Source organism: Paenibacillus agaridevorans (assembly GCF_003112455.1).
GTDB lineage: Bacteria > Bacillota > Bacilli > Paenibacillales > Paenibacillaceae > Pristimantibacillus > Pristimantibacillus agaridevorans.
Window position 1 is genome coordinate 54,990 of sequence record NZ_BDQX01000423.1, and the last position, 19,775, is coordinate 74,764.

Here is a 19,775-nt window from a genome sequence, read left to right on the forward strand (position 1 = left end):
TCCGATCCGCCATTCGTTTACGCCTCGTCCTTGACGAATGTCACGTCCCCGATCGTGTATCGTCTGGAGATGACTGCATCTGCGCTCACTGTACGGTCTCCGGATACGTTGATAGTACCGAAGGTTAATCCTTCGCTTTGATAGGCATAGCTTGTGGAATCGTCGCATAGCAGGGAACAGCTCCCCTCGTCCGCACCGTATAATACGGGATGCAGCTCCAGCATGCCGCCATCCTCCACGTTTGAGACAGGCGCCGCCCAAGGAATCAGCGCTCCTTTTCGAATAAACATCGGCACCTGATCTACCGGCACCTGGCGCGTAATCCATTGGCCGCCATCGATCCATTGGCCTGCAGACCATTCGTACCAGCGGCCTTCCGGCAAATAAAGGTTGCGGATATCGCCGCTGCCGTAGACAACAGGCGCAACCAATAAATCGTCTCCGACCATAAACTGATCGAAGCAATCGAACACCTCGCGATCATGGGGATAATCGAGCACAAGGGGACGAATGGGCGGGACACCCTGCACCTTGTATTTGCCGAATGCCGCATAAAGGTAAGGAATCAAGCGCATTCTGAGCTGCAGCAACTGGCGGCATTGCTCCGTCAACTGCGGCCAGTCCTCCAGCCATTCGCCCGCATGGTTTTTGTCGTGATCGTATTGCTTCCACGGAGGAGAAGGGATCATATAGCAGTTAAGGACGGCCAATGGCGAAAAGATGACGGCGCCAATCCGGCGCAGAAGTTCTTCTCTGGTTGCGGTTTGCCGGACTTCCGGAGACCACAACAGTCCGGAGAATGCGGCCGTCGCCATGCCCCGCACAAAATCCTTATGCTCGTACAGATCGCTGTAGAGGACATAGGGATAAGGAGCCGCGAGCGCGTGCGAGGCACGCACTTGCCCGTAGGTGCGGCGATTGGCGGCTACGAACGGGTCCAGCATCGTCTGCTGATAAAGCTGCCCCATCAAGCTGTGCATCTGCTCGCCGTCCGCTCCTCCCGGGAACCGGGCAAAATCGGGAAATCCCCAGTTGCCGATGTAATCGCCATTGTCGCATTCGTCGAGCTTGAAGCCGGATAACCCGGCATCGATGGTCGATTGATGAATGCCGACAAATGCTTCTCTGGCCTGCGGTTGCGTGAAATCCGGCACCAAGCCGTCCCACACATAGCTGTCTCCCGAATAGGGCTTCAATTCGTTATGAATCGGACTTTCGGGATGCACATATGCATGCTCCCACAAGTTAAGCCGGAAGCCCATTTCATTTAAATCGCGGATAAGCGCCCGTTCGTCGGGGAATCGGCATTTGTCCCAAACGTAGGTGCAGGAATAGGCATTTGTTTGCCAGCCCGGCTCCAGACCAAAGATGTCGCAAGGCATATCATCCTCCCTGATCTGACGGGCGAGCTTCAGCACATCCTCTTGATTGGCATGCCAATCGGCCCGGTATAAAACGCCAAGTCCCCACATGGGCGGCAGTGCGCCGCCGCCGCTGAACAGATTGTAGCGGGAGACCGCGTCCTTCATATCGTCGCCGCAGAAAATATAAATGTCGACCCCTTCGGCCGCCGGGATGTCGACAAGCATATTGCCGCTCCCCTTTTTGACCTCCCAGTGCCCCCTCTCCGTGCCGGCCGACTTAAAACCTTCCTCATCCTGCCGACTGCCGACTCGCTTGCAGCCTCCGCAGAAGAAGGTAGCATAACGGGCGGTGTCGATCAGAACGCCGTAGCCGGCAGTGCTGACATAGAAAGGGACGGGCGCGTGGGAATCTCCCAAATCCGCTGCCGGATCGGAATTGGTGCGCAGTTTCTTTTTGCTGCCGCTTTGCCTGAACGACTTGAGCTGCAAGCCGAGACCGTAAACCTCTTCATTCGGCTCCAGAGGAATGTCCAATAGAACCGAACCTTTGCGCGGCCCGAATCCAATATCTCCCTGCAGGAATGGAAGCGGATGATCCTTTAATGCATTTATGGCCTCGAAGCGGGTCCCGGGCTGCAGCACCGAAACAGGCGTAATGGCTTCGGGCGTACCGAAGGTCATTTTATAAATCCCGCTGGCTATTTTTTTCATCTTTCTTGCTCCTTCATCATGAATGTTAAACTATCCCTTGACGCTGCCCAGAACGAGACCGGTGACAAAATAACGCTGCAAAAACGGATATACGCACAAGATCGGCAGCGTAGCCAATATGATTTGCGCGCTTTTGGTCGTACGCGGTGAAATGCTGGCCAGCAGCGCAGCGTCCTCGGACCGTACATTGCTGAAATCAAAGCTGACGATAATGGATCGTAAATAGGTGGCGATCGGGTAGTTTTCGGTCTGATTCATAAATAACATGCCATCGAACCAGCTATTCCAGTGTCCTACCATGGCAAGCAGCAAAATCGTTGCGAAAGCAGGCAGGGACAAGGGGAAGTACAGTCGCCATAAAAGGGTCCAGTGCCCGGCCCCGTCGATACGAAACGACTCATCCAGCTCCCTCGGAAGAATTCTGAAAAAGTTGATCATCAGAACAATATTAAAGACGGCCAGGCTGGTTGGCAGGACAAGCGCCATCATGCTGTCCAGCATGCCCAGGGTTTTCACCTGCATGTACAAAGGAACAATGCCCCCGCTGAAAAGGATCGTAAACATAAAAAACCAGACGTAGACGGTTCGCATTCTGAAATCCCGGTTTTCCCTGGAAAGCGGATAGGCCGAAATAAAAGTGACAAGCATTTGCAAAATGCTGCCCACGATGACACGCATCACGGAAACATTTAAAGCCGTTAAAAATTCCGAACGGGTAGCGATGAAGGTGTAGGCGTCGAGCGAGAAGTTGGACGGGAAAAACAGCACATCGCCCATAGCGACCGCCGACGCCGAACTGAGAGAGATCGCCAAGGTGTTAAGCAGCGGCGCGATACAGATCAATCCCAATACAATAAGAAATAGATAATTGAAAATGGTGAATATTTTTTTGCCATCCATACGATAGTTCATCATGATCCTCCTGCTCAGAAAATGCGATAATCGGCAAGCTTATAGGCGAGATAATAGGACACCGCAATAAGCACGCCGGATACGATCGATTTAAATAGACCTACCGCCGTAGCTACGCTGTATTGGGCCTGATTGAAGGCAAGTCGGTAGACCAGCGTATCCAATATATCGCCGGAGTCCATGACCAGTGGATTCAGCAAAATAAACACTTGCTCAAACCCGGCGTTCAGCACGTTGCCGAGGCTAAGGGTGGCGAGCAAAATGATGGTGGGGCGAATGCCGGGCAAGGTGACATGCCAGATTTGCCTCCACCGGCTGGCGCCATCGATCTCGGCCGCTTCGTACAAATCCGGGTTGATAGAGGTCAAGGCAGCCATATAAATAATCGTATTAAACCCGAAGCTTTTCCACACTTCCGTCGTAATCAGCACACCGGGAAAAAGAGTGTTGCTGGACAGGAAGCCGATCGGCTGTCCTCCGAAAGCGCTAATGATACTATTAACGACGCCCTCGAGGCTGAGAATATCCAGAATAATGCCGCCCAAAATAATCCAGGAAAGAAAGTGGGGCAAATACATGGCCGTCTGGAGGACACGCTTCATCTTGCGGCTTCGCATTTCGTTCAGCAACAACGCCACGATGATGGGCACGAGCAAGGAGAAGATGATTTTCAGTACGGAAATGTATACCGTATTAAACATGACTTGCCCGAAGCGGGGCATGGATATGACATATTTGAAATTGGCCAATCCCACCCAGGGTGCGTCAAACCACCCTTTAAACACGGTGAATTTCTGAAAGGCCATTACGATTCCGATCATGGGAATATAACAAAATAAAATAGCCAAAATAATGCCCGGAATTAAAAAAAGATGATACGGCAGTTCGCGCTTAAACCGCATCCTCAAACGAGCGAGCACAGGCATTCGCGCTGTATCTGACGATGTTTTCACAAGATGTCACCTCTTTCATCGAAAGCCGGCCTCCTTGCAACGAAGAAGGCCGACTTGGCTTTGCTGTTAATTCGATTTTGCTACGGCATTTATCTCATTCAGGATCTGCTCTCCGCCCTGTTTTTTCCACTCGGCAACAAAAGTGTCGAATGCATCGATCGGTTCCGCGCCCATAATTAGTTTCGTGAACATTTCGCGCTCATAATCGCCCAGAATGCCCATCTTGTCTCTCATGGTGTCCGTAGTTCCGCTATAGGCTTGCGGGATCAGCCGATCCGTACCGTAATGTTCGATCGTCGTCTGGAAGCCCTTGACTTGATGGTACTCCATGTAGCCGGTGCCCTTGCCGTCCAGATAAGCGACGCTTGGCTCGTATTTCCCCGTTTCGGTCAGCGCTTCGTCCAGTTTGCTAGGATCGCGTTTTTCAATGGCCTCAATGACGTATTCCAACGACTTCAAGGTAGCCTCATCGGTCGTCAGGGTACGAACAAGCGACAAGTGACCTTGTTCTACAATCGTTTGCCCGTCTTCGAAAGCAAAGAATTTTTTCACTTCGGGATCATTTCGTTTTGGACCGTAAGCCATTTCGTTGTATTCGTTCAACAATTGAATCAGGATTTCCGGATGTTCGTAGTTTTTGTTGACGACATAATAACTGACTACAGTGGTGCCTACATTGGCAAACACATCTTTGCCGTCGGCGCTCGGGGCGACAAGCGGCGTCCAGATCATCTCCGGCTGGCCTTCGAGGCCAGCGCCGTACATGTACACATTCCAGTTGCGTCCGTAAGTGATGCCGTATTTACCGCCGGTCACTTCCTCCACTACTTTCGGCGTGTCCTTCATGCCGAACTCAGGGTCCAGCAGTCCGGCTTTATACATTTCTCTTAATTTTGCGATTGCATTTTTCATTTCCGGCTGAATGCTGCCGTAAGTAATTTTTCCGTCATCGCCTTTTAGCCATGTTTGGGGATAAGCGTGATAACCGTTGAAGAATCCGGTCAGGGACGTAATGCCGTCGAACAGCCAGTTGCTGAATGCCAAGCCGCCAGTGTCATTTTTGCCGTTTTTGTCCGGATCTTGTTCTTTGAAGGCTTTGGCCACGGCCATTACATCGTCGATCGTTTGAGGCACCGGCAAATTCAGATTGTCGAGCCAATCCTGCCGTACCCATAACAAGCTGGGCTCGTAAATAACCGAGGTCATATAAGGCAATGCCATAAGCTTGCCATCGAAGGTAGCGGAATTCATGCCCAAGCCGCCATCTCCGTACAAAATTTCTTTGGTCAAATCAGAGGCGTGTTCGTTAAATACATCGGTCAAATCGGCCGCCATATCGGCTTCTACCAACGTCTCCAGCTGATTGGTTGAAATTTCCATCAGTATGTCGGGAATGGAGCCGGAGGCGATGACGATGTTCAGCTTCTCGTTATACTCGCTTTGCAAGGACGTCCATTCATGCGTAACATTGAGACCGAATTTGTCGGCATAATGTCGGTACCAGATATTATTGGCGAAGTCGTCTCCTTCCGGATAACCCCATGTAGGCAATGAATAACGTCCTACCTTTAAATCAATCTTCTTCTCCGGTGCGACACTGTCGGACTCTGACGGTCCCGGGCTGGCGGTTTCCGGAGCGGTTGAATTTGGCTGTGAGCTGCAAGCCGACATCAACAGAAGAATCGAACCCAAAACAATTGCTGCCTGTTTCTTCATAGCGTTGTTTCCCCCTTAAGTTATTCTTGATATCCCTTACCTTGCCAAGAATAACAACTGGAGAAACGCGCTGCTAGAGTCCGATTTGAACATTCGATTATCCAATTTGGATATTTTTAAGTTCTAATTTACGAATAATTGATTGTCGGAGGTGAGGTTTCCGTCTTGCTCCCTGAACTGCTGAGGAGACGCGCCGACCAATTTGCGGAATACTTTTCCGAAATAACTGCTGTTGTCAAATCCGGTGGATGTCGCGATGGCGACCACGGTTTCATCTGTCTGTCGCAGCAGCCGGCAAGCTTCGGCGATACGGATTTTCGTCAACTGATGAATCGGCGTTGCGCCGATATGTTTGGCGAACAATCGGCAACAATGATGTTTGTTAACGCCGGCGGCTGCCGCAATTTCATCGAGGGTAAGCAAGCGGTGGTACTGAGTCTCCATGAGCTGCAAGGCGCGTTGAATGGATTCGGGGAGCGGCTTGCCGGCGTCGGGCATGCCGTCCATTAGCCGCAAGCAGGACAGAATCCAATCGTATAAAGAAAGCGAGATTTCGTATTTGTCCCTTAATCCGTTGTCGCCGGCAGTTTGCATCATATCCCACAGCATGGAGATGGGACGAGCCTGGGGTTTGAAGCTGACGACGGGGCCCGCTTTTGCCATCAGATCATGCCAGAGCGGAAAAACATGCGTGCCGCTTGCGACCAGAAATATATATTCCCATGGCGTTTTGGAAGCAGAGTTGTAATAATAACAATGCGAATCGGGGATGCGCAGGAAGAAGCCTTGATGTTTCGGCACCGTGTAATGACGGCCATGATAGATCAGATGCCCTTCGCCAGCCAAGGTATATTGGAACAGCACAAATTTGTCGTCCCTTGCCATGCCGTCCCAGCGATAAGTTTCGCTGGCCGTGCTTTCCCAGCCGATCGATCGAATGGCCATCAACGGGTTGTTCTGATCGTTATACCGAAAATCATAATTGGTTTTAAGCAAAATAATACTACCTCCCGTTCAATATTTTGCTATTGTCACGATAGCGGAAATGTTTTAGATTCAATGTAAATCAAATTTGATGCAAATATTGTACTATATGTCGGGCTTCGATCCGCAATCATTTGTTTTGGAGGTGCATACCCATGCCGCTGGTCGACATGCCGCTCGATCAATTGAAACAATACACCGGGAGCAATCCGCGTCCGGACGATTTTGACGAATATTGGGAACGGGCGCTTGCAGCGATGCAAGAAACAGATCCGCAAGTCGAGCTTGTCCGGAGCGAATTTCAGGTTCCGTATGCCGAGTGTTTCCATCTATACTTTAACGGGACGGGAGGCGCACGCATCCATGCGAAGCTGGTACGACCGCTTCATGCCCAGAAGCCGCATCCTGCAGTCTTGCAATTCCATGGTTATGCGCATCATTCGGCGGATTGGGCGGATAAGCTGATTTATGCGTCACTGGGTTTTACAGTGGCGACAATGGACTGCCGGGGTCAAGGGGGAAATTCCGAGGATACGGGCGGCGTCAAAGGAACGACGCATAAGGGCCATATTATACGCGGTCTGGACGATCATCCCGATCGGCTGCTGTTTCGCCACATTTTTCTGGATACGGCGCAGCTGGCCGGCATTGTCATGAATATGCCCGAAGTCGACGCCGAACGCGTGGCTGCGATCGGCGGTTCGCAAGGGGGAGGACTTGCCCTGGCATGCGCGGCTCTGGAACCCCGCGTAAATCGTGCCGCACCCAGCGTTCCCTTTCTGTGCGATTACAGAAGAGTGTGGGAGATGGATCTGGCGCGGGATGCATACGAAGAGCTGAGAACGTTTTTCCGCCATCACGATCCCCAGCATTTGCGCGAAACCGAAATTTTCGAGAAGCTTGGATATATCGATGTGAGACATCTTGCGCCACGTATTCGAGGCAAAGTGATGATGGGAGTCGGATTGCTGGACACCGTCTGTCCGCCGTCGACGCAATTTGCCGCTTACAATGCCATTGGCTCCGAGAAACGAATGGAGATTTATCCTGACTTTGTTCACGAGAGATTGCCGGCTTTCGAAGACAAAACGATACAGTTTTTGTTGGAAATGTAATAGGGGAGGCTTAGGGCCTCTCTTTTTGTTGTCCTCTCGGAGCAAGGCGGTGTATGCTTTAGCCTATGCAGGGTCAAGTTGTATGAGGGAAGGTGCCGCATGCCTGATTTTTTGAAATCGCTTACGATTTATCCAAAGCTGGTTTTGTCCTTTTTGCTGGTTATTGTGCCGATTTACATTTCCAGCCTGATGATGAATCGTTCCGGGCAAGACATCGTACAGACGCAAATTTCCGATTCCATGGCGTCCCGTGTACACTTTTATACGGTTTCCCTGGAGACGGAGCTCGCCCGGCTTACTCGTCTAAAGTGGGAATATCTTAATGATGACGATTTGCTGTCGCTTGCCAACACGCCTGAGCGGCTGGACGATTTTGAGCGGACGCAGGCCATTTTGTCCATCAAAAACAAGCTCTATTTGCTAAAAAGCTCAAGTCCGTTCGTAGAAAATGTCACGCTCTATATACCGGCTTTGAACAGAAGCATTAATGCCAACAACTTTGATTATCAGATTACCGAAGGTGAGCTGGAGGCGATTACCGATTCGGAGCGAATGCGATCAGCGTTATTCGGGATACAGGGCCGGCTGCTGATGAGCGGCGCATATCCCGATTCCGTCTACGCGGATCGCGCCCCGGTGTTGGCGATGGAGATCGAATTGTCGCGTGCCGAGATCGTTCGGACGTTGTCCAGCATGTCGGAGGGCGGGCAGGGAGGAGTGGCCTGGATTGATGCCAGCGGACGATGGCAGGTTTCGACAAATACCGATAGCGAGCTGCTGGAGCTGCTGGCGGACGGCCTAGGATCGTATGAAGGCAACGAATGGCCGCAAAGAGGGCAACTTCAAATGGTTTCCGGCGGTGTAGCCTATTTCACGGCGCATGAGTATTCACCGGCGCTGGGGGCGACGCTTGCCGTGTTTACCCCGGCGAAGACGGTCATGCAGCCGCTCAGCGAACATCGCAACTGGATCGGGATTGTATCGGTGATCGCCTTGCTGCTTGTCATTGTGTTCTCCTATTGGATTCATCAACTGATACACAAACCGATCAAAAGGTTGATCGGATCATTCCGCAAAGTCGAGAAAGGCGATCTCGGCGTGAGAGTCTATCACGTCAACCGGGATGAATTTCATTACGTATACAATCAGTTCAACGCGATGCTGGGCCAGATTCAATCGCTGATTCACGAGGTGTACGAGCAGCGGATTCGTTCCCAGCAGTCCGAGCTTAAGCAGTTGCAATCGCAAATCAATCCGCATTTTTTTTATAACAGCTTTTTTATTTTGCAGGGTCTGGTGCAGATGAGGGAACATGATTTGGCGGATAAAATGTTTCATCATCTCGGCAGTTACTTTCAGTTTATTACGAGGAGCGGCGCGGAGAACGTCACGCTTGCTTCGGAAATGAAACATGCCCGGGCTTATGTGGAAATTCAAAAAATAAGATTCTCCGACACGGTGCTCGTCGAGCTGGAGGATGTGCCCATTGCCTGGGAGTCGGTCATGGTGCCGCGATTGATTGTCCAGCCTTTAATCGAAAATGCCTACCAGTACGGCCTGGAAAACAAACAAGCCGACGGCCTTCTGACTCTTCGTTTCCGGGAAGTCGAAGGAAATCGGCTCATGATCGAAGTGGATGATAATGGAGAAGAGCTGGGTGACAGCCGGCTGGAAGAAATGCGCAAAGCAATTGCCGCCGCCGATCGAGCGATGGAGACCACAGGCCTATTGAACGTGCATCGCAGACTGCAATTGAAATTCGGCGAGGATTGCGGTTTGCAGGTTTCGAGGAGCGAGCTTGGAGGGTTTCAAGCGCGATTGACGATTCGAAGAGAAGAAGGTGAAGAGTGATGATCAGATTGCTTATTGTCGATAATGAACGGCTCATTGTAGAAAGTCTGCTGGACCTGTTCAGGCAGTCGGACAAGCTCGAAATCGAGGCGTTTGGCGTTTATTCGGGACAAGAAGCGCTTGAAATGCTGGAGAGAATGAAGTTTGATATCGTGTTGTCCGACATTCGTATGCCTGGTTTGGATGGATTGGAGCTTCAGAAAGAAATAGTCAGGCAATGGCCCTGGTGTAAAATCATTTTTCTGAGCGGTTACGATGAATTTCAATATATTCAGCAGGTCATGCGCAATGGCGGAGTCGAGTATCTGCTCAAGATGGAGGGGCCGGACGCCATCCTTCGCGCTGTAGAGAAGGCTTCCGCACAATTGTATGCGGCTGGGGAATCCAAAGCGTTTATTCAGAGAGCGGAAAGCCAGATGCGTATGGCAAGACCGCTTTTGATCAATGATTATTTGCTTGAGGTTTTGCAAGGAGACAGGCAATCGCTTCGCGGCATGCCGGACAAGTTTGCGCAATGGGAGTGCCCGCTTGACGCCCGGCAAGACGTGCTGCTGGTTATGGGGCGCGTGGATGACTGGCGCGACAAGCTTGGCGTATCCGACCGGGAGCTGATGTTGTATGCGATCCAGAACATAGCGGAGGAGTTATGGACGGCGTCGGCCAGATGCCTGACCGTAAGATTCGAGAGAAACAAACTGCTATGGTTATTGCAACCTTCGGGAGAGAACGACATTTCCATTGAATCGGCACTGCGTCATATGCACAGAACGATGGAGACCGTACAGATTTCCTGTCGGCAGACGCTTAAGCTTAGCGTATCGCTGGCGGCAAGCGCGTCATTTCTTCCATGGGATCAGGTTGCGGAGCAGTTCAGCGCTTTGACGCAATTGCTTGGCCGAGGGCTTGGCATGGGCAAAGAATTAATATTGCTCGATGACCGCCGCGCAAGGATGGACAAGGTAGAGGTGCAATTCCATCAGGTACGCAGTCAGCTTGGCAAGCTGCCGGCAATGGCGGCTTATTTGGAAAATGGTCAGAAAGAGCATTTTATGATCGAATTCGATAAATTGGCGGCATTGCCTGCCGCTGCCAATCAGGACGATACGTTGAAGCTGGAAATCTACTACTCCACGGCAACGCTGTTTCTATCCTACATGAATCGTTGGGAGCTGCATAAAGTAATCGGGCGTATGATCGATTTGGCCAAATTGGTTAAATATGATGCCCACAGTTCCTGGCACGAAGCGTTAAGTTATTTGTCGCAATTGGCCGAATGCCTGTTCGAGCAGAAGCATAATGACCATATCTACAGTGAGGACGACCTCGTCAAACATATTCGACTTTACGTGGAGCATAATTTGGCAGGCGATTTGTCATTGACGCGAATCGGCGAAGTTGTGGGCTACAACCCCTATTACTTGACCAAGCTTTACCGGCGAATCACAAATGAAGCGTTGACCGACTTTATTGCGTCAGTCAGATTGGCCAAAGCCCGGAAACTGCTGGAACAAGGGGACGTCATTGTGCAGGATATTTCGAAATCGATTGGATTTATGACGGAACATTCCTTTTACCGCTTTTTCAAGAAGGCTACGGGACTGACGCCTCAGGAATATCGGGAACGGCAAAGTGTATCCAAAAAGGATAATGAAAAGTGAAAAATGGCAAGTAGAGCGGCCGGGCAGAACAATTTTATAATAAATTCGGGCAGCACGGGCCGCGCATCTGTATATCCACATGTCAGAGGTGAGGGAAATGAATATAAAATGTTTATCCGTGCTGGCAGCCTGCATCGCGGTGTCGCTGCTGCTGCTGCTGACAGCCTGCGACAAAGCGACGAATACCGACACAGGCAACACGATAGGGAACAGAGGGAACGCGACGAAGGAGGAGCCATCCGCTGTGGACGAGGAGGCCGCTGTCAGTGCCAACCCCTTCGAGAAATACGATCCGCCGGTCAAGGTTCGTGTTGCGCGTTCGGTTGATCAGACCTGGACTTACCCGGAAGGCGACAGCATCGACAACAACATTTGGTATCGGGAATATGAAAGCTTGCTTGGCATCCAGGTTGTGCATGACTGGACTGCGTTATTAGGGGAATACAACCGCAGGCTGAACGTAGCGATTGCCTCCGGAGATTTGCCGGATGTATTCTCGGTATCATCGAGTCAACTCAAGCAGCTTGCAGACGGCGGACAATTGGAGGATCTGACGGACGCTTACGAGAAATACGCCTCCGATCATACGAAGAAGCTGCAGAAGGGCGATGGAGGAGCGGCGCTCGCTTCGGCGACGTTTAATGGCAAGCTGCTTGCCATTCCGGTTGTAAATGCTCCGATCTATGAGTCGAATCTGCTGTGGGTGCGGACGGATTGGCTGGATAAGCTGGGTTTGCCCGAGCCGGAGACGCTGGATGATGTACTCGAAATCGCCAAAGCATTTACAGAACGGGACCCCGATGGAAACCAGAAGCAGGATACATACGGACTTGGGGTCGGCAATTATTTGTACGGTCCGATTGTATCGACGACCGGTTTTTTTAATGCTTACCATGCTTATCCCCAAATATGGCTTAAAGCTGCAACCGGAGAAATTGTATACGGTTCGGTTCAGCCGGAAATGAAGGATGCGCTGGCCAAGCTGCGCGAGATGTACAGGGACGGTCAGCTTGATCGCGACTTCGGCGTCAAAGACAGCAATAAAGTGGCGGAGGACATCGCCGCTAACCGAATTGGCATGGCTTTTGGCGCGAACTGGAATCCCTATGTGTTTATCGACGCCGTAAAAAAAAATCCGGACATGGAGTGGAAGCCGTACCCGGTTCCATCCGTGGACGGAACGCCGACCAGAGCCAGCGCAAGCTTTTCCGCAAGCGGTTATATCGTTGTGCGCAAAGGTTTTGCGCATCCCGAAGCAGTCGTCAAGATGCTGAACTTGCACGAAGAGGTTGTTCACGGTTCGAGGAGAGACGAAGGCGAATTTATTACGGTGGAAGAGAACGGCGAGCGAATCAATACATCCCGTTTGTCCCTTGTGCAATCCGGCGTGTCTAATGAAGGCGTGCTGGAGTCGTTGGAGCTGCTGCGGCGCGCTATAGAAAACGAGGATGAAAGCCTGCTTGGGGATACGCTGACGGAGAGCGATAAATACGGGCCTACCGTTAACTACTTGAAGACCGGCAGTATCGATAGCTGGGCGGTGGCGCATCAATATTTCGGATTTGTGACGACGATGGATCATTATACGGGCGATCGCCTGCTCATGACGGCTTTTGGCGGACAAACGCCGACGATGATCGACAAGTGGGCAACGCTTGACAAGATGGAACGGGAAACTTTTACAAAAATCATTATGGGCGCCGCATCCATCGATGAATTCGATGTGTTTGTTTCAGACTGGCATAAGCTTGGCGGGGAAACGATCTTGCATGAAATTAATGATTGGTTATCGGCTCAGCAATAAGAGGAAGGAAGGGCCGATCAAGAGGCGAAAGGGGTCGTGTTATGAGAGCGGCAAGCAAAAAAATGTGGCTGGCCGGCCTGGCTGTATTGCTTCTGTGTCAATGGGCTCCGGGCAGGGCTGCGGCTGAAGGCCAGCGTGTCGGATTTAATTCCGCAACGGGCAACATTGATTTTACTTACGGAAACGCCCAATTGGCTTATGGTGAAAACGGCGAGCTGACCGGCATTCGTCATCTTTCCCTCGATGGATTGTGGAATAACGTCGCTGACTCCGTCGTGACGGGCAAAAAAGGGCATGCCACTGTTGAGCACGAATGGGGCGACGACTCTGCGAAAGCCGAATTGGAGACGACGGTGGCCCGCAAATATGACGGAACGCTGACGATTAGCCAGTATGCAGAGTCCGCGGCGGAGGGAATTTCGGGCATCCAATGGGGATTAATCGTGCCGGATACCAATGATCTCATCCTTCCCGTTCTTGGGGGCATTCGCTTGACGGCGGAATCTCCCGATGCCGCTTACGGGTTCCGCCAATTTGCCTATCCGGATGTCTGGGAAGCGCAAATGCTGTTGATTCAAGGCGAGGGCGGAGGCATGCTTGTGCATGCCAATGACGATGCCATGTTTTTCAAAACCTTGCATGTCAAACATGAGAACGGCTATTTCTATATCGGATTGGAAACGCATACACCGGCGCCGTTCCAGCAGACCAAAACGGCAGTGTCCACCGACTGGCGGCTGAAAGCTTATGCCGGGGATTGGACCAACGGAGCGCTGATGTACCGCGAGTGGGCGGATCAAACCTTCCGTTTGTCCGAGCTTTCCGCACTGGAGCCGGAATGGGCCAACGATATTCGCTTTACTGTGCTGACCGATCTGGAGGATCCGGATATGCTGGATCAGTTGGCTCAGAAGGTACAGGCGGATCAGACTTTGCTGGTGGTGCCCGGATGGCGCGAGGACCCCTACGACGTCAACTTCCCGAATTACGCGCCCAAGGCGGATATAGCGGCCAAGGTGGAAGCGGCACAGGCACTTGGTTTTAAGGTCATGCTGTATGTAAATATATTCGGCGTGTCTTTCGACAACCCGGCATATGCGGCCTTGCAAGCCTATCAGGTCAAGGACCCCTATACGCTGACGCCGAAAAAATGGGAGTATTCGGCGGGTTCGGAGCAGATTGCGTTTGCCGTCATCAATCCGGCGGCGGAAGCCTGGCGCGAGATGTTTGTGGACAAGATGGCGGATCTGGTGGATGAAGTCGGTCCCGACGCCATTCATTTGGACCAATCTCTGCTTATGTACAATGACGCGAACGGTCTTATTGATGGCAAAAATATGATGCAAGGCAATCTCGCGCTGCATCGCGAGCTGCGGCAGGCGCTCCCGGCGCATATCGCATTGGGCGGAGAAAGCCTGAATGAAATTACAACGCGCTACGAGTCCTTTGCCCAACGGCATGCGTATGGCATCTTTTCCGGTACGGGCACCTGGGACAACAGCAAGATCGATCAGGTCGTCCCTGCAAGCTCAGCCATCTTTGCGCCGTATACGACGATTTACGGACATCCCGATCATGCCAATCCGATGACGGAGGAGTATTATATGGCCTGGCATAAAGTGGTTCAGAACAGGCTGGGGGCTATTCCGATGTTATCAAGACCCAACTACGGGCAGGTGGCTAATCCGACTCCGCTCATGGAGCAGTTGTTCGCGGAGGCCAATTGGTATCAGGATGCAAGGCCTGAAGCGAGCTTTACAGGCTGGACTGGCAGTACGCTGTTTGCCTTTCGTACAGAGAGCGGCGAGACTGCGCAATATGTGCGAGACTCTTTTGGCGAGAAACTGCATGTCCGTCCATCGAGTTTCCCTTGGAAAGGGACCAATATTGTACGTTACTTGTACGGTTCAGAAGCCTATGAATTGTCGGGAACCATTCCGGGCTGGCGTTTGTATGACGATACGAGACTGTACGGGCTAAACCCCGGTCAAACGTATCTATACAACAGCGAACCTCGCGATTTGAACGCTTTTCATATTTATGACTGGCCGGAGAATGTAAGCCTCAAGCGATTGGCGCTCCGGACAAACCATGCCGTGATTCGCATGGAGGACCTGCTTCAGGCAAGCGAGATCAACTTCCTGAACTATTCCGGACCGATTCGCGCAGGCGAAACGCTGGGCGATGACACCGTCCATCAGACCGATACGTCCTTCTCTTCCGTGAACGGTTTTTCCTTTGCATTTGCGGGGGGCGGCACGGTGCAGCATTGGGGAGATCGCATGCTGGCTCATCCGCCTTATATTGGACAGTGGCAAGAAGGCCACACCTGGCTGGAGTTCGATGTGGACATTCCGGCCGATGTGGCGGCAAGCTTCCGGGTCGGAGTACAATTAGGATCCGAGCAAAATGTGTTGCACAGCGACGGGGTGACGTTTAAGGCTCTCGCTTGGGAAAAGACGGCTGCACCCGAGACGCGCGTCGTTCTGAGCGAAGAGCAATTCAGCAGAAGCGCAACTGCAGCCCCTATGGAGCTTGATCTGTCTGCATTCGCCGGCAAGACTGCAACCATAAGGCTAGAGACGCATTCGGGAGCCACCGTAGATAATGATTCCGCCGTATGGGTAGAGCCTCGTGTTGTGCTGGAGCCGGCTGGCGATCAAGCGCGAATGGTAGAGCTGGAGATCGTGAGCCCTCAGGCAGTGGCGGAAATAAAATCGGTGTCGGGCCAAGCTGGGCTCTCCGACTTGGGCAGCGGCAAATACGCCATCACGGCGCAGGCATCGGATACGGTCTATCTGATTTATGACACCTTGACGCCTGTGACGCTACCGTTCTCGCTGGATAGCACACCATTTGACACAAGTCTCTGGTTCGACAATGGCATTGAAGGATTGGCGCAGGCTCCCTTCGGAGGGTTTGCAGGAACCGGCTCCGTCAACAATGTTACAAAGCAGGGACTGGACGCGCATCCGCCTCAGCGTGGTCAGACGCATGTGGAATACGCGTTGCGATTGCCGGTCGGCACAGATGCGGCGCTCACCGGTTTTGCGGGAATCAAGGATGGAGCGGACGAGTCCGGAGGCGTCGGATTCCGCATTGCGGTAAACGGAAACATCGTATGGTCGGAAGACATGATGCCAGGCGCGGCTTGGGAGCCGTTCCATATCTCCTTGGCCGATTATGAAGGCGAGAGTGTCGTTCTGACCTTGATTACGGACTCCATAGGCGATTACGGATATGACTGGGCGTTTTGGGGCGAGCCGAAGCTAATTGCCGACTAATTCGTCAATACGCAATGAGGCAGTGGCCGTACAACAACAAAAGTTGGGCAGAATGTTTTGCGTTCTGTCCAATTTTTTTTGTCGTTCAAGATGGAACCTAAGAGCCGGTTCATGTGTCTAATTGGGTAGAGGTGGTCGGAATGGAGCAGGATTACTGGAGGTTCGTCGAACGATTTTCGCCTGAGGATCTGAACGAGCTGATGAGGCAACACGGCCAGGAAGTATGGAATTATGCGTATTTCCTGACCAAAAGAAAGGATTGGGCGGACGATATTGCGCAGGAGACGTTTCTGAAGGTGTTCCGAAGCCCGAATCGATACCGGGGCGAATCGTCCATGCAGACGTGGCTGTTCGCGATTACGCGGAACTGCGCGTTTAATTATCGGCGATCCGCGTTTCTAAGGCGCGTCATTCCCGTTGGGCAGCCAGAACGGCCGGGGAGAGAGCCTTCCGCTGAGACCGTGGCGATGGGCAACCAGCTGGCAGACGAAATATGGGAGACCGTCATGGCGCTTCCGGCCAAATACCGCGAGCTCCTCGTACTGGATGCCAAATACGAGATGAGCCTCAAGGAGATGGCCGAGCTGACGGGATTGCCGGTCGGCACGGTGAAATCAAGGTTGTCGAGAGCGCGGCGCAAAGCCGCGGAGATGTGGGAAGGAGGCGGCGTCCATGAGCGAGCATAGGCCGGATTGGTATGGACGGATGAAGGCGGGGCCGTTCCGCGAACGCACGTTTACGGAGGAACGCATGAAGGAGATTGGCCGTAAGGCGCGGGACGGCGGACGGAGAGGCCGGAGCGGTATTTGGATGTATGCCGCGTCCGGGCTGGCGGTTGCTTCTGTCCTGGCGCTCGTTCTCGTCTTGCAGCCTGTCGGTTGGTTCGGAACGAAGCCTTCTATGACCATGCCGACGGTAACGCCGCAAGCCACTCCCCAGCCGACGGAAGGTCCGAAACCCATGGTCGGCGATTTTTACGCGAAAGGGGAGACGGGTTTGTATACGGTGCCGAATCCTCATACAAAGGAAGCGGCCGTTTTCACGGTAAAGACAGGCGTTCCGCTAAAGGTGCTGGATATTTCGGGCGGATACGCCAAGGTGAACCAGGATGGCAATGCGGGATGGATGAATGCGTGGTATTTGACGAAGGAGAAGGATGAGGCGCCGGTCGATGCCGTCGAACCTTATTTGATGTTTGCCGGGAGCGCGGTGACGATGAGCACAAATCCGGAGGAGATTGAGCCGTCCGGTCCTGAGGTCGCCGCTGGCAAGGTCGTCAAAGTCGTAAAGGAGTTCCAAGACTGGGTGGGCGTCGATATCGTAACCTACGATCAGCCTTACGGGGGCGAGTTATGGCTGCGGAAGACCGAATTAATGGATTGGGATCCGGCAATGGCAATGGAAGGCGTTCTGAGGCAAGGAGCTGTGATCAAGAATGGAAACGGCAGAGAGATCGAGGTGCCATGGTTTAACAGTGTGTTTGTCGAAGAGAAGATGGCAAACGGGCGTTATCGGATAAGATCCGAGGATGGGATTACGGGCTTTGTCGAAGCGAGGGATTTTGTGCCTAATCCTTTCATTGCGGAGAACGAGAGGCGAAGGCTGCTGTTGTCCGTGATGACCGAGAATTGGCTAATGACCTCCGAGGAAATGAAGGGTTACGAGCGGTACGCGGCAAGTCGCGATGAGAATCTGCTGAGAGGTTTGCCCCCGATCGAGATTTTTCGTTATTACGTGCAGGCTCAGTTGAACAGGGATGAGAAAACCGTTTACGCCTTGTTGATTCAAGATCAGGGGCATGGGGTTCCCGACTTTGAAACCTATATGAACGATATTTCGCATGATCCAGGCCTTGCGCAGCGGACGTGGCGGTTGTGGGATAGGCTCATGATGGGTTATCGGTTGGGCGAGGAGGTCGAATCAGGTCAAGCGACGATTACGATAAGGCCAACGTTCGGTGGAACTGAGGAGGAGGTGCGGGGCTTCCAACTACTGCGCAACAAAGCAGGCATCTGGAAAGTCGCTTGGCTGCCGATGCAGTAGAAGGCGAAGCAAGATAGGTGCTTCGCTCGCGAATAATCCAAAAAACGATGGGTAAGTTGACGGCCATTCTCTCTGCAATATAATAGGAGAATGGCCGTTCCTCCCTGTTAGCCCAAGTTCGGCAGCTCGATATCGACTTCCTTGCCTGCCGCCGAGGAGCGCAGGATGCCGTCGATAATGGCTTGGTTGTACAGAATCTCCGATGCCGGGATCGGAGCGGCGCTTCCGTCGCTCAGGGCGCGGACGAAGTCCTTCACCTTTTCCTCGAACACGTTCAAGTTATGTTCGATGCGCGGAAGCGGAGTCTGCGTATGCTGGCCCAGCAGATCGTGATACAGCGTCATGCTGCCGACCTGTCCGTCCCATACGCCCGACCATGGTCCTTGACCGGCAGGCGTTACTTTAAGCCCCGCATCCGTGCCGAGGAACATGGATGCGCCGAGCGTGTCCATGTGCATGGCCCAGGAGATTTTGAATTGGAGCGTAATGCCTCCCTCCAGGCGAATGAAGGCGGCGCCGAAATCCTCGACGTCGAAGCGGCTTGCTTCGGGATGGTACGCGGGATTGGTGCCAAAATAGTTCGAAGTCACCGCCGACACCGTCAGCGGCTTGGGAGAACCAAGCGCCTGCAGCGCGAAGTCGAGCGAGTAACAGCCGATATCCGCCATTGCGCCCGCCCCGGCAAGCTCCTTTCGGATAAAGGTGCCTCCGGGCATCCCTCTTCGGCGTCCGCCGCCAACCTCCACGTAATACACCTTGCCCAGCTTGCCCTCCTGAATAACTTGACGAATCAGCTTCATGTTGGGGTCGTAACGCGGCTGAAAGCCGATCGTCAGCATGTTTCCGGTATCCTGCGATGCTTGCGTCATCTCGATCGCCTCGTCCAGCGTGACGGACATCGGCTTCTCCAGCAGCACATGCTTGCCTGCCCGGAGCGCGTCGAGCGTCGTCTGGTAGTGGGAGACGTTCGGCGTGCAGATGCTGACGCCGTCCAGCTCCAGCTCCAGCAGTCGGCGATGATCTTGAAATGCCTGTGCTTCCGTCAGGCCTGCGGCATCAAGGAATTGCCGAGCCCTCCCCGGCACGATATCCGCAGCTCCTACGATTTCGACGTTCTCCATGTTTTGATAAGCCCGCAGATGTCCTCCGGCGATGCCGCCGCTTCCGATGATGCCGATGCGAATGATTCTGCTCATGTGCTACATTCATCTCCCTATTCGATAATCGTGACATTACCCTCATCGTAACATTACAGTGAGCGGCGAAGTAGTCGATGATTGCGTCACTCTCCTACTGCAAATTTGCGACATCGGCATCGCGGTTCACTCTCGAAATTTGATAGAGCTCTGCTTCTGCTTATACGAACGATAGGCCAGACTT

Annotated in this window: 13 protein-coding genes; 7 read left to right on the plus strand and 6 right to left on the minus strand. The window is 52.7% G+C overall.

What is annotated here, in order from left to right:
• Positions 1-17: 17 nt before the first annotated feature.
• The 5 genes from PAT3040_RS32070 to PAT3040_RS32090 form a co-directional block, all read right to left on the minus strand.
• Positions 18-2,075: a TIM-barrel domain-containing protein gene (locus PAT3040_RS32070; protein WP_108995873.1), complete on the minus strand. Its 2,058-nt coding sequence runs from the start codon at positions 2,073-2,075 to the stop codon at positions 18-20.
• A 30-nt stretch (positions 2,076-2,105) separates the two neighbouring features.
• Positions 2,106-2,987 (minus strand): carbohydrate ABC transporter permease, encoded by an 882-nt coding sequence (locus tag PAT3040_RS32075; protein WP_108995874.1) that lies wholly within the window; start codon positions 2,985-2,987, stop codon positions 2,106-2,108.
• A 14-nt stretch (positions 2,988-3,001) separates the two neighbouring features.
• Positions 3,002-3,913 carry an ABC transporter permease gene (locus PAT3040_RS32080; RefSeq protein ID WP_087568294.1) on the minus strand — a complete coding sequence of 304 codons (912 nt, stop codon included), beginning with the start codon at positions 3,911-3,913 and terminating at the stop codon, positions 3,002-3,004.
• A 93-nt stretch (positions 3,914-4,006) separates the two neighbouring features.
• A complete protein-coding gene (locus PAT3040_RS32085) occupies positions 4,007-5,656 on the minus strand; it encodes an extracellular solute-binding protein (RefSeq protein WP_108995875.1) in 1,650 nt (549 codons plus the stop codon).
• Between the two features lie 123 nt (positions 5,657-5,779).
• Positions 5,780-6,652: an AraC family transcriptional regulator gene (locus PAT3040_RS32090; RefSeq protein ID WP_108995876.1), complete on the minus strand. Its 873-nt coding sequence runs from the start codon at positions 6,650-6,652 to the stop codon at positions 5,780-5,782.
• A gap of 143 nt (positions 6,653-6,795) precedes the next feature.
• Here PAT3040_RS32090 and PAT3040_RS32095 point away from each other — a divergent pair, with 143 nt between their 5' ends.
• The 7 genes from PAT3040_RS32095 to PAT3040_RS32125 all read left to right on the plus strand — a co-directional run bounded on the left by PAT3040_RS32095 (position 6,796) and on the right by PAT3040_RS32125 (position 18,395).
• Complete coding sequence (locus PAT3040_RS32095) at positions 6,796-7,755, plus strand: alpha/beta fold hydrolase (protein ID WP_108995877.1); 960 nt, start codon at positions 6,796-6,798, stop codon at positions 7,753-7,755.
• Between the two features lie 99 nt (positions 7,756-7,854).
• Positions 7,855-9,606: a sensor histidine kinase gene (locus PAT3040_RS32100; protein ID WP_087568268.1), complete on the plus strand. Its 1,752-nt coding sequence runs from the start codon at positions 7,855-7,857 to the stop codon at positions 9,604-9,606.
• Positions 9,606-11,264 carry a response regulator transcription factor gene (locus PAT3040_RS39630; RefSeq protein ID WP_108995878.1) on the plus strand — a complete coding sequence of 553 codons (1,659 nt, stop codon included), beginning with the start codon at positions 9,606-9,608 and terminating at the stop codon, positions 11,262-11,264. Before PAT3040_RS32100 ends, PAT3040_RS39630 begins: the two co-directional genes overlap by 1 nt.
• A 97-nt stretch (positions 11,265-11,361) precedes the next feature.
• Positions 11,362-13,068 (plus strand): extracellular solute-binding protein, encoded by a 1,707-nt coding sequence (locus PAT3040_RS32110; protein ID WP_181376969.1) that lies wholly within the window; start codon positions 11,362-11,364, stop codon positions 13,066-13,068.
• Positions 13,069-13,109: 41 nt separating this feature from the next.
• On the plus strand, positions 13,110-16,352 hold the full coding sequence (locus tag PAT3040_RS32115) for a DUF6259 domain-containing protein (protein WP_108995880.1): 3,243 nt from the start codon (positions 13,110-13,112) through the stop codon (positions 16,350-16,352).
• 113 nt (positions 16,353-16,465) lie between these two features.
• On the plus strand, positions 16,466-17,038 hold the full coding sequence (locus PAT3040_RS32120; protein WP_246608382.1) for an RNA polymerase sigma factor: 573 nt from the start codon (positions 16,466-16,468) through the stop codon (positions 17,036-17,038).
• A complete protein-coding gene (locus PAT3040_RS32125; protein ID WP_108995881.1) occupies positions 17,025-18,395 on the plus strand; it encodes an SH3 domain-containing protein in 1,371 nt (456 codons plus the stop codon). Before PAT3040_RS32120 ends, PAT3040_RS32125 begins: the two co-directional genes overlap by 14 nt.
• A 107-nt stretch (positions 18,396-18,502) precedes the next feature.
• Here the strand turns inward: PAT3040_RS32125 and PAT3040_RS32130 are convergent, their stop codons facing one another.
• Positions 18,503-19,591: a Gfo/Idh/MocA family protein gene (locus PAT3040_RS32130; protein ID WP_108995882.1), complete on the minus strand. Its 1,089-nt coding sequence runs from the start codon at positions 19,589-19,591 to the stop codon at positions 18,503-18,505.
• Between the last annotated feature and the right edge of the window lie 184 nt (positions 19,592-19,775).

What these genes read in the sequence shown, in the direction of transcription:
- PAT3040_RS32070 (WP_108995873.1), bottom strand. Translation starts at nt 2,075, where the DNA reads ATGAAAAAAATAGCCAGCGGGATTTATAAAATGACCTTCGGTACGCCC.
- PAT3040_RS32075 (WP_108995874.1), bottom strand. Translation starts at nt 2,987, where the DNA reads ATGAACTATCGTATGGATGGCAAAAAAATATTCACCATTTTCAATTAT.
- PAT3040_RS32080 (WP_087568294.1), bottom strand. Translation starts at nt 3,913, where the DNA reads ATGCCTGTGCTCGCTCGTTTGAGGATGCGGTTTAAGCGCGAACTGCCG.
- PAT3040_RS32085 (WP_108995875.1), bottom strand. Translation starts at nt 5,656, where the DNA reads ATGAAGAAACAGGCAGCAATTGTTTTGGGTTCGATTCTTCTGTTGATG.
- PAT3040_RS32095 (WP_108995877.1), top strand. Translation starts at nt 6,796, where the DNA reads ATGCCGCTGGTCGACATGCCGCTCGATCAATTGAAACAATACACCGGG.
- PAT3040_RS32100 (WP_087568268.1), top strand. Translation starts at nt 7,855, where the DNA reads ATGCCTGATTTTTTGAAATCGCTTACGATTTATCCAAAGCTGGTTTTG.
- PAT3040_RS39630 (WP_108995878.1), top strand. Translation starts at nt 9,606, where the DNA reads ATGATCAGATTGCTTATTGTCGATAATGAACGGCTCATTGTAGAAAGT.
- PAT3040_RS32110 (WP_181376969.1), top strand. Translation starts at nt 11,362, where the DNA reads ATGAATATAAAATGTTTATCCGTGCTGGCAGCCTGCATCGCGGTGTCG.
- PAT3040_RS32115 (WP_108995880.1), top strand. Translation starts at nt 13,110, where the DNA reads ATGAGAGCGGCAAGCAAAAAAATGTGGCTGGCCGGCCTGGCTGTATTG.
- PAT3040_RS32125 (WP_108995881.1), top strand. Translation starts at nt 17,025, where the DNA reads ATGAGCGAGCATAGGCCGGATTGGTATGGACGGATGAAGGCGGGGCCG.
- PAT3040_RS32130 (WP_108995882.1), bottom strand. Translation starts at nt 19,591, where the DNA reads ATGAGCAGAATCATTCGCATCGGCATCATCGGAAGCGGCGGCATCGCC.